This is a genomic window from Kitasatospora sp. NPDC057518 (genome assembly GCF_042802075.1).
Classification (GTDB): domain Bacteria; phylum Actinomycetota; class Actinomycetes; order Streptomycetales; family Streptomycetaceae; genus Kitasatospora.
Window position 1 is genome coordinate 1 of record NZ_JBHVEU010000373.1, and the last position, 8,914, is coordinate 8,914.

Consider the following 8,914-nt stretch of genomic DNA (forward strand, 5'->3'; position numbering starts at 1 on the left):
GGGAAACGGCAGACCGGTCGGCCCGTGCGGCATCCGTAGGACCTCGGCGTGCCGCGATGCCGTCCGTGGGCGGAACCGTGCGGGGCCCGGGGCCGGTGTGGCGCGGGGTCAGCTGAAGGCGGTGGCGGCGGTGAGGGTCGAGTGGGCGATCGGCTGGCCAATGCCTGCCAGGACGTCGATGCAGTTGTCGATGATCGGCTGGTCGCTGTCGATGTTCAGGACCGCGGTCAGGGTCTCCCCGGCGAGGCGGGAGGAGGAGCCGGTGACGGTTCCGGTGAGGGTGCCGGCGCCGTCGACCTCGACGACGGCGATGTCGGTGATGGTGCTGCTGGCATGCGTCCCGTTCTGCAGGTTCCAGGTGAAGGTCGCCGTGGAGCCCGGGACCAGCGCCGGCACCGTGAGCGGGTTGCAGCTGAGCGTGCCGAACGTGAGCGTCGCGGTGACGGTGCCGCCCACCACGGCCGTCGGGCCGCTCTGGGAGTCGGTGCACCCGGTCGCCGTCCCCCCGATCGTCACGGTGGTGGCCTCCGGGCCGTCCGACAACGCCGGGTCGAAGGTGACGGCGGCGTTCACGGTGCAGTTCAGGATCTCCGAGGCGGTTGCCGGGGCGGCATCGGCGGCCGGTGCCACGCCGGTGGCCAGCGCGGCGAGGACGGCGGACACGGTCAGGGCGCTTCGACGTACGGACATGCGGGTTCCCTTTCTTCGTCGGACCGGAGCGGAGGCGCTCTGTACGCCCCCGGGGTACCGGGCCTGTCCGGCAGGTGCGACCGGCCGGAGGTCGGCGGGAGACGCGGGCCCGCTAGAAGGTCACCCGCTGCTCGGCGTCCAGGCTCCCGGGGGTCCCTCCCGTGGCGCCGCTGAAGTGGACGAAGACGTCGGCGGTCGAGCTGTCCGGGGTGATGAAGCCGAAGCCCTTCTCGGAGTTGAACCACTTCACCGTGCCCGTGGCCCGGCCGCGGGGGCTGGTGCTCGCGGTGGGGAAGGTGAAGGTCGCCTGGGCTCCGGGCGCGGAGCAGGTGAGGGGCAGCGAGCCGGTCGCCAGGACGGGGCTCTGGAGCGGGGCGCTCTCGTCGGCGGTGATGGTGCCGGTGCCGGCGGCCGGGCAGGTGAACCCGCCGGTGACGGCCAGGTTTCCGCTCTGGTCCGGGGTCGCGCCGTCGAGGGAGACCTCGCCCACCTGGTTGTCGAGCAGCACGATCCGGTCGTAGCCCAGCGCGGTGCCGAGTGCGCTGTTCAGGGTGATGGTCACCGTGATGTCGTCGCCCCAGTCGCCGCCCGATCTCAGGAGCCCGTTGTCGACGTGACCGCCTGACCTCTGACCGGCTGGCCGGTGGAACCGTCCAGGCAGCTCACCGGGATGGTCTGCGATCCGGAGCCGCCGGTGGTGTCCGTAGCGGTGACCGTGATGCCGGCGATCAGCATGGACGTCTCGCAGGAGTAGCTGCCGGTCCAGGTCAGGACACGGCCGGACGTGCTCGCGGTGGCGATCTCCACCCCGTCGTTCGCCGGTTCCGCCGCGGCGGCGGGAGCGGCCAGTGCCACGACCAGGGCGACCGCCCCGAGCGGCACCACCGCGTGCCGCAGCGGTGGACGCCGACCTGCCGTACGCCGTGTCACAGAGCCCGAGGCTGCCATTCGCCTATCCGTTCGTTAGATCTGGTTCATGGGGACATCGTCACAACGGGAGTCCCCCGACGCATGTGCTGTGAGGCGAATGGGAACCCCGGTGGCCCGGGCCGGAGTACTCCCGCGGATACGCCGCACCCGGGCCGGGCTGGGAGGCCGGGCATACCGGCAGGCCAGGGGTGCCGTCAACTGCCTTGTGGCTGACCGAGTGTCACAGTCCAGTCCCTGTCATGTCCTGACGATTGTGACGCTGCGGATGGCACCGAATGCCGTCGTCCGGCCGTCCTGTGGTGTGTTCGATCAAGCAGTCCGCATCGTCATCGGGGAGCCACCATGTCCGTCCGTCGCCGTCGCCCGCTGTTCGTCTCCGCCGTCCTCGTCGTCGGGGCGGGGCTCGCGTTGACCGCCTGCGGGCCCGAGAACACCGACGCGCCCGCCGGCTCGGCGAGCTCCGCGCCCACCAAGGCGGCCGCCGGTGCTCCCTCGGCGGGCGCACCGGCTCCGGGTGCACCGGCTCCGGGTGCACCGGCTCCCGCCGGCTCGGCAGCGCCCACCGCCGCGCACACGCCGGCCGGTGCGAGCCCGTCGAGCGGTGGCGGGGCCGCCGGCGGGAGTGCCGCCGCCCAGCCGTGCGACATCCAGAACCTCTCGATCAACGCGTCGGCGCGCGCCGGGGCGGCCAACCAGTGGGTGATCGAGGTGCGCAACACCGGCGCGAAGGCCTGCAGCCTGAGCTCCTCCCCGAGCGTCGACCTGGGCGACTCGGCCGCCCGGGACCAGAGCAAGAACCTCAAGCCGGTGCTCGCCAGCGGCACGGAGCGGTTCCCGGTCCCGGCGGGCCGGAGCGCCTACGCGGTGATCGACCTCGACCCGAGCGGCGCCACCACCGGCACCGCCCCCGGCATCAACGAGATCAACGTGCTGGTCGACGGCGAGGGCACCAACATGCCCCTCGCGAACACCCGCAACTTCCCGCTCCCCGCCGGGGCCCACGTCCTGAACCCCAAGATGGGCAACTACCGGGGCAGCGTGGCGGACGCGGTCGCCTCCATGACCGCCGCCCCCAAGTAGCCCCCAAGGTCCGGTCCTGGGCGTCCCGCTCCGGGCGCCGGACCGTCCACGGGCTGGAATTCCGCCCGTGCGGCCCGTGGGGCGGGGCACGATGGGCGGCATGATCCTGCAACCGGAGACCGACGACCTCGCCGCCTACCTCGTGGCGGACGGGGTCATCGACCACCAGGACCCGCAACTGCGGCGGTTGGCCGCCGAGTTGGCCACCCCCGAGGCGGCCTTCCAGCACGTCCGCGACGAGGTCCGGCACTCCGCCGACGCGGGCGCCTACAGCGGGGCGTTCCGCGCCTCGGAGGTGCTGGCCGCGGGCAACGCGATCTGCCACGGCAAGGCCCACCTGCTGGCGGCGCTGCTGCGAGCGCAGGGCGTGCCGACGGGTCTGTGCTACCAGCGGCTGGCGGACGGCGAGGGCGACTTCGTGCTGCACGCCCTCAACGCCTTGTACCTGAACGGCCGTTGGGCGCGCCTGGATGCCCGGGGCAACCGTGAGGGTGTCGACGCGCGGTACGACCTGGAGCGGGAACGGCTGGCCTGGCCGGTGCGGCCGGAGCTGGGGGAGTGCGACTACCCCGGGATCTTCGCGGCGCCGCCGGCCGCGCTGGTCCGGGCCCTCGCCGAGGCGGTGCCGGGCCAGGCTGGCTACGGCTACCTCCCGGGCGAGCTGCCGGTCGACGGCGGGGCTCCGGGGCGGCCCGGACGTTGAGCCGGTAGAGGCGCGCGTCAGAGGCGTGCGGGGAGGTCCCGGCGGGACGGGACGGACAGCTTGCGCAGCACCCTGGCCACGTGGTTCTCGACGGTCCTGGTGGACAGGTGCAGTGCGGCCGCGATCTGACGATTGGTCAGACCTCCGGCCGCGAGTTCGGCGACCTCCCGTTCGCGCGGGGAGAGCCCGGGATGGGCGGGCCGGCCTCGGCGCGGGGGTGCGAGGGCGCGCAGGCGGGAGCGGACGCGGGCGGCGTCGTGGGTGGCGCCGAGCCCGGTCAGCACGAGGAGGACGTCGGTCAGCCGGTCGACGGTGTCGCGGCCGGCGTCCTCGCCTTCGCCCGCGGCCGTGGCGCAGCGGGCCGCGGCCTCCGCCGCCAGGGCGGCCATGTACGGGCGGGGCAGCGCGGCGTAGGCGTCCGCGGCGGCGCGGTAGCCGTCGGCGGCGCGCGCGAGGTCCCCGTCGTGCTCGGCCAGGGTGGCGAGGCACCACCGTCGGGCGGCCGCGACGAGGGGGAGGTGCGGCGCGGCGGTGGCCGTGCGGAGGTCCCGGGCCATCGTCCGGGCCGTGGCGGGGTCGCCGGCGCTCAGCGCCGCCGTGACGGCCCAGGGTGCCAGTTCCGCCGCCCAGGCCCAGATGCCCTTGCTGCGCAGCCGTCCCCAGGCCTGCGTCGCGTGCGCTCTGGCGTCGTCGTGGTCGCCGCGGGCCAGGGCCAGCCGGACGAGTACGGTCGAGGAGAGCGCCGCCACCGGTGCCAACTGCTGGTCCGGGTGCGGCGCCAGGCCGCCGGCCAGCCAGGCCCGGCACTGCGACCACTCGCCGCGGGCGAGGCACAGCGCGGCGAGGACGGTTCGTGCCTCGTGGCCGAGCACCGGGGTTCGCGCGGTGTCCGCGACCAGGTCGGCGGCCCGGTCGGCGAGGCCGGTCCAGCGGCCGGTGGCCCAGTCGAGGAGCAGCCGGATGCTGCGGATGCCGTGGGCGACGTGGGGGCCGGCATGGTGGCGTCCGGCCAGGGTCGCGCCGCGTTCGAGGAACGCCTGGCTGTCGTGGTAGCGGCCGAGCCACAGGGTGGCGTCGGCGGCGTTGCACAGGGCGCGGGCCCGGTGACCGGCCGACGCGGCGTCACCGTTGCCCTCGTCCTCCCCCAATGGCCGGTCCGGGAGCGCCTGTTCGGCCCCGGGGTCGCCGAGGGTCAGGAGCAGCCCGACGAGGTTGGCGTTGACGGCGGCCCGCAGGACGGGGTCGGTGGTGGCCGCCAGCGCGGCGCCCGCCCGCTCCGCGCACTGCCGGTGCTCGGCGAGGGGGATGCCGGGCCAGTGCGGCATGGACATCGCGGCCAGGACGCGGGCGGCGAGGCCGGGTCCGTCGGGGAGGGTCCTGGCGGCGCGCTCCAGGTACAGCCAGCCGTCGTGGTCCGGTGTCGTCGGGGTGCACAGCGACAGTCCCTGCAGCACCCGGGCCTGGGCGCGCAGCGGGCCGGGCAGGAGCGGGGCGCCGGTGAGGGTGTCGAGCAGGGCGCCGGCGTCCTGGAGGGTGAACCCGGCGATGCGGCGCAGAGCCGCCGTGGCGAGCCTCGCGCGGGCGGGGCCGGGGATCCGGCGGTCGGCGAGCAGGTCCTGGAGGAGCCGGGCGGCTTCGCGGTGCCGTCCGGCGGCGGCGTGGGTCTCGGCGGCGCGCTCGGCGGCCCGGACCAGGCCGCGGCGGACCCCTGCCGCCAGGAGGTGCCCGGCGACCTGCGGCCAGGGGACGTCGGTGCGCCGTCTCAGCACCTGCGCCGCCCGGTGGTGCAGGTCGGCGCGTTCGGGGGCGGGGAGGCTCGTGGCCACGGCCCGGGCGGCGAGCGGCACGCGGAAGCCGTACCGCCGGGGGCCGAGGTCGGTCAGCACGGCCGCGGTGAGGGCGGCGAGGAGCATGCCGCGCGCCGTCTCCGCCGTCAGGTCGGTCAGGGCTGCCAGTTCGGCTTCGGAGGCCGGTTCGCCCAGCACCGCCGCGGCGTGCACCAGCCGCAGGGCGTCCGCCGGGAGGTGGGCGAGTCGGCGCAGTACGGTCTCCGCCAGGCGCGGTGGGGCCTCCAGTGCCTCGACGGTGTCCACGGTCGGGCCGCTCGGGGAAGTGTCGGCGAGGACGGTGCCCGCCAGGGCGGGCAGGACGTCCACGAGCACCTGGGCGACGCCGCCGGTGACCGCGTACAGCCGCTCGATCACGTCGTCCGGGCACCGGGCGCCCAGGGTCCGTTCGGTCAACTCCCGGGCTGCCGCGGCCGGGAGCGGACCGGTCCGGACCCGGAGGACGGCGGTTCCGGGCGGGCAGGAGAGCGGCTCGCCCAGCAGGGGCCGGTCGGCGGGAAGGTCCTCGGGCCGCCAGGTGAGCACCAGGGCGCAGCCGTTCGGGAGGGTGCGGGCCAGGTGCCGGATCCGGTACCTGGTGCGTTCGTCGGCCCGGTGGACGTCCTCCACGACCAGCAGGGTCGGGACGGCGGTCCGGGTCGGGTCGCCGAAGGCGCGGGTGAGGGCGTCGAGGGCGTGCTGTGCGTCGTCGTCGGACGGGCCGGGGCAGGTCAGGGTCAGGCAGCCGGAGCCGGCCGGGTGTCGGCGGCGGAGCCCTGCCACGAGGTGCGACTTGCCGGTGCCGGCCGGGCCCTCCACCAGCAGGACCGTCCCGGGGCGGGCCGGGTCGGCGAGGGAACCGTGGAGCACGGCCTTCCAGGGGTCGTTCATGCTCGCCTCCGCTCGTCCTGACGGTGCGTACGTCCTGGCGGTGCGTACGGGGCTGCGCCCGCCCGCCGGGCCCGATCGTGAGGATGCCCGCGGTTCGGGGTTCGGACGCCCGGGTGGGCAACCGGCCTTCAGGCCGGGTGGATTGATTGAGTATGGGTAGTTCCGGCAGCCGGATTGTGTCGTGCCGGGGCCTGGCCCACGCTGATGGCCACCCGCTCCGTTCGCCAGTGACCGGATCTCCCCGCGCATCCGATCCGCTCCTCGGCGGGCGGCGGCTGCCACCCCCCTCGGGTTCCCCCACACCTAGGAGTGTCATGAGCACGACACTATCGCGCCGTTCGTCCGTACTGAGGACCGCGGCCGCGGCCGCCGGCGCGTGTGCCCTCGCCGTCGCCGGAACCGCCCTCGCACCTGGCGCCCAGGCGGCCCCGGTCCCGGCGTCGGCCCCGGCCCACGCCGCCCACCCGGCCGCCCCGCGGGCCGACGCACCGACGGGCGCCCCCGTGTCCGGCCGCGTCCTCGGCGACGCCGGCATCAGGCCGCAGGACCGGCCCGCCGTCCAGCGGTTCCGCGAGCTGCGCGCGGGCCTCGCCACGGAGGCGCGGCCCTCGGAGACGGCCACGAACCGCACCGCCCCGGCGCCGATCGCCGCCCAGGCCCACCGGTGGTGGGGCACCGAGCTGGGCCCCAACGGCAACACCGGCTACGACGCCGTCATCGCCACCCACACCCTCGACGACGCGCTGCGCCTGAGCGGCGCCAACGACTTCCTCTACGCCCCCACCACCAAGCCGCGCAGCAACTCCTGCATCGAGATGGTCACCGTCCACACCCGGGACAGCGCCCAGATATGGGCCTGGGACTGGTGCACCACCGACCCCTCCCAGGCGGTCGGCGCGACCGTCGACATCGACGCCGCCTTCCTCCGGAAGTACGGCGCCACCGTGAACGGCCGCTCCGCCTACAGCCTCCAGGTCCAGCTCACCGACGCCCGGACCAACACCTGGAGCGCCTCCCTCTACAACGTCGCCACCAGCACCTGGGACCCGTTCTTCACCAGCCGGGGCACCGACCAGACCGGCCTCGACTACGGCTGGGACATGTTCGAGTACTACTCCGACCGGACGGCCACCGGCAACGTGGGCGTCTGCCAGGACCTGAGCGGACGGGTCGTCGAGACCACCGGGCTGAAGGTCCGCACCCCCGCCACCGGCGCCTGGAGCGACGCAGGCCCCTCCAACTCGACCGTCTTCCCCGCCGCCACCATGAACCCGTCGACCTACTACTGCCCCGGCATCGCCGGCCGCATGGCCACGGCCTACAGCGCCTGGCAGGTGACCGTCCGCTGACCCGCCGTTTGCCCCTCCGGGACCCGGCTGTTCCGGAGCGGCGTCACGGGGCCGGCCGGGGCTCGACGGAGAGGGTGTGCCGGAAGAGCCCGTACGGGTCCCAGCGGGCCTTCACGGCCTGGAGCCGCGGGTAGTCGTCCTTGTAGTAGAGGGTGTGCCACGGGACGCCGGAGCGGTTCCAGGCCGGGTCGGCGAGGTCGGCGTCGGGGTAGTTGATGTACGAGCCGTCGCTGACCTCGCCGGGCACCGGCACGCCGCCGGTGTCCGCGTACATCGCGCGGTAGAACCCCCGCACCCAGGCGAGGTTCGCCGCGTCCTCCCGCTCGTCCGTCCACACCGTCTGGTAGACGACCTTCATCACCGCGTCCCGCTGGGCGGTCGCGGTCGCCCCCGGCGCCACCGCGTTCACCTGGCCGCCGTAGCCGACGAACAGCAGACCGCCGTGCGAGACGGCGGCGCTGTCCGTCAACCAGCTGTAGGCGGTGGCGAGTTGGGCGTCGGTGTACGAGCGGCGCAGGTACGCCGCCTTGAGCTTGTAGCGCCGGCTGAACATGTCCCCGGCCGCTCCCGCGCCCGGCCAGGTGAGGGCGTGCAGCCACGGTACGGTCCGGTGGTCGACGGCGGGTTCGACGCCGGTGCCCGCGCCGACCGCGGACACGAGCTCGGCCACCATCCGGTCCAGGTCGGGGACGGCGGCGTCGGCCTGCACGAACATCGTGATCGGGCCGCCGCCGCGACGGGCCACCGAGAGGATGGCGTACAGGCCCGCGTACGGGGAGCCCGGCTCGCTGTGACGTTCGTGCCAGGTGCCGAAGTTGCGCAGCAGGGTGGTGAACGCCTGTTCCGTCATCCGCTCGTCCCAGGCCCAGACCGCCTGGTAGCCCTTCAGCTCGCGGGGCGAGGGCGGCAGCAGTCGGGACGGGTCGTCGCCCGTCGCGTCCGGGGAGCGCAGCCAGTAGCGGGTGACCACGCCGAAGTTGCCGCCGCCACCGCCGGTGTGGGCCCACCACAGGTCCCGGTGCGGGTCGTCCGGCTCACGGGTGGCGACCACCGTCCGCGCCCGGTCGGCCCGGTCCGCCACCACCACCTCCACGCTGTGGAGGTGGTCCACCACCGAGCCGTAGCGGCGCGAGAGCGGCCCGTACCCGCCGCCGGCGAAGTGCCCGCCGGCGCCCACCTCGGGGCACGCGCCCGCCGGGACCGTCACGCCCCAGCCCGTGAACAGCGCCCGGTACACCCGCCCGAGCGTGGCGCCAGGCTGGACGGCGAACGCCCGCCGCTCCGGGTCGTAGCCGACCGCGTCCATGGGGGAGAGGTCCAGCAGCAGGCGGACGCCCGGATCGGCGGTGAAGTCCTCGAAGCAGTGGCCGCCGCTGCGCGGCGCGATCCTCCGCCCGGAGCGCAGCGCCTCCGTGACGGCGCGTACGACGTCCTCGGTGGTGGCG

General features: G+C 75.1%; 8 protein-coding genes. 3 read left to right on the forward strand and 5 right to left on the reverse strand.

Annotated features, from left to right (window positions below; genetic code table 11):
* Positions 1–108 precede the first annotated feature (108 nt).
* From ACFU7Z_RS29900 to ACFU7Z_RS29910, 3 genes are all read right to left on the reverse strand, one after another.
* Complete coding sequence (locus tag ACFU7Z_RS29900; RefSeq protein ID WP_380744064.1) at positions 109–690, reverse strand: hypothetical protein; 582 nt, start codon at positions 688–690, stop codon at positions 109–111.
* Positions 691–802: 112 nt separating this feature from the next.
* Entirely contained in the window at positions 803–940 is a 138-nt protein-coding gene (locus tag ACFU7Z_RS29905) for a cold-shock protein (RefSeq protein ID WP_117491311.1), read from the reverse strand.
* Positions 941–1,284: 344 nt separating this feature from the next.
* Positions 1,285–1,620 carry a hypothetical protein gene (locus ACFU7Z_RS29910; protein ID WP_380780892.1) on the reverse strand — a complete coding sequence of 112 codons (336 nt, stop codon included), beginning with the start codon at positions 1,618–1,620 and terminating at the stop codon, positions 1,285–1,287.
* Positions 1,621–1,962: 342 nt separating this feature from the next.
* Between ACFU7Z_RS29910 and ACFU7Z_RS29915 the strand changes: the two genes are divergently transcribed.
* Positions 1,963–2,700 carry a DUF4232 domain-containing protein gene (locus ACFU7Z_RS29915; protein WP_380780894.1) on the forward strand — a complete coding sequence of 246 codons (738 nt, stop codon included), beginning with the start codon at positions 1,963–1,965 and terminating at the stop codon, positions 2,698–2,700.
* Between the two features lie 100 nt (positions 2,701–2,800).
* A complete protein-coding gene (locus ACFU7Z_RS29920) occupies positions 2,801–3,403 on the forward strand; it encodes a transglutaminase domain-containing protein (RefSeq protein ID WP_380780896.1) in 603 nt (200 codons plus the stop codon).
* A gap of 17 nt (positions 3,404–3,420) precedes the next feature.
* On the opposite strand, the gene ACFU7Z_RS29925 is transcribed toward ACFU7Z_RS29920, so the two are convergent.
* Positions 3,421–6,120: a LuxR C-terminal-related transcriptional regulator gene (locus tag ACFU7Z_RS29925; protein ID WP_380780898.1), complete on the reverse strand. Its 2,700-nt coding sequence runs from the start codon at positions 6,118–6,120 to the stop codon at positions 3,421–3,423.
* 314 nt (positions 6,121–6,434) lie between these two features.
* Between ACFU7Z_RS29925 and ACFU7Z_RS29930 the strand changes: the two genes are divergently transcribed.
* A complete protein-coding gene (locus ACFU7Z_RS29930) occupies positions 6,435–7,469 on the forward strand; it encodes a hypothetical protein (RefSeq protein WP_380780900.1) in 1,035 nt (344 codons plus the stop codon).
* Positions 7,470–7,512: 43 nt separating this feature from the next.
* Here ACFU7Z_RS29930 and ACFU7Z_RS29935 read toward each other — a convergent pair.
* Positions 7,513–8,914, reverse strand: a 1,402-nt coding sequence (locus tag ACFU7Z_RS29935) for an FAD-binding oxidoreductase (RefSeq protein WP_380780902.1), incomplete at its 5' end; no start/stop codon positions are given.

What these genes read in the sequence shown, in the direction of transcription:
- ACFU7Z_RS29900 (WP_380744064.1), bottom strand. Translation starts at nt 690, where the DNA reads ATGTCCGTACGTCGAAGCGCCCTGACCGTGTCCGCCGTCCTCGCCGCG.
- ACFU7Z_RS29925 (WP_380780898.1), bottom strand. Translation starts at nt 6,120, where the DNA reads ATGAACGACCCCTGGAAGGCCGTGCTCCACGGTTCCCTCGCCGACCCG.
- ACFU7Z_RS29915 (WP_380780894.1), top strand. Translation starts at nt 1,963, where the DNA reads ATGTCCGTCCGTCGCCGTCGCCCGCTGTTCGTCTCCGCCGTCCTCGTC.
- ACFU7Z_RS29920 (WP_380780896.1), top strand. Translation starts at nt 2,801, where the DNA reads ATGATCCTGCAACCGGAGACCGACGACCTCGCCGCCTACCTCGTGGCG.
- ACFU7Z_RS29930 (WP_380780900.1), top strand. Translation starts at nt 6,435, where the DNA reads ATGAGCACGACACTATCGCGCCGTTCGTCCGTACTGAGGACCGCGGCC.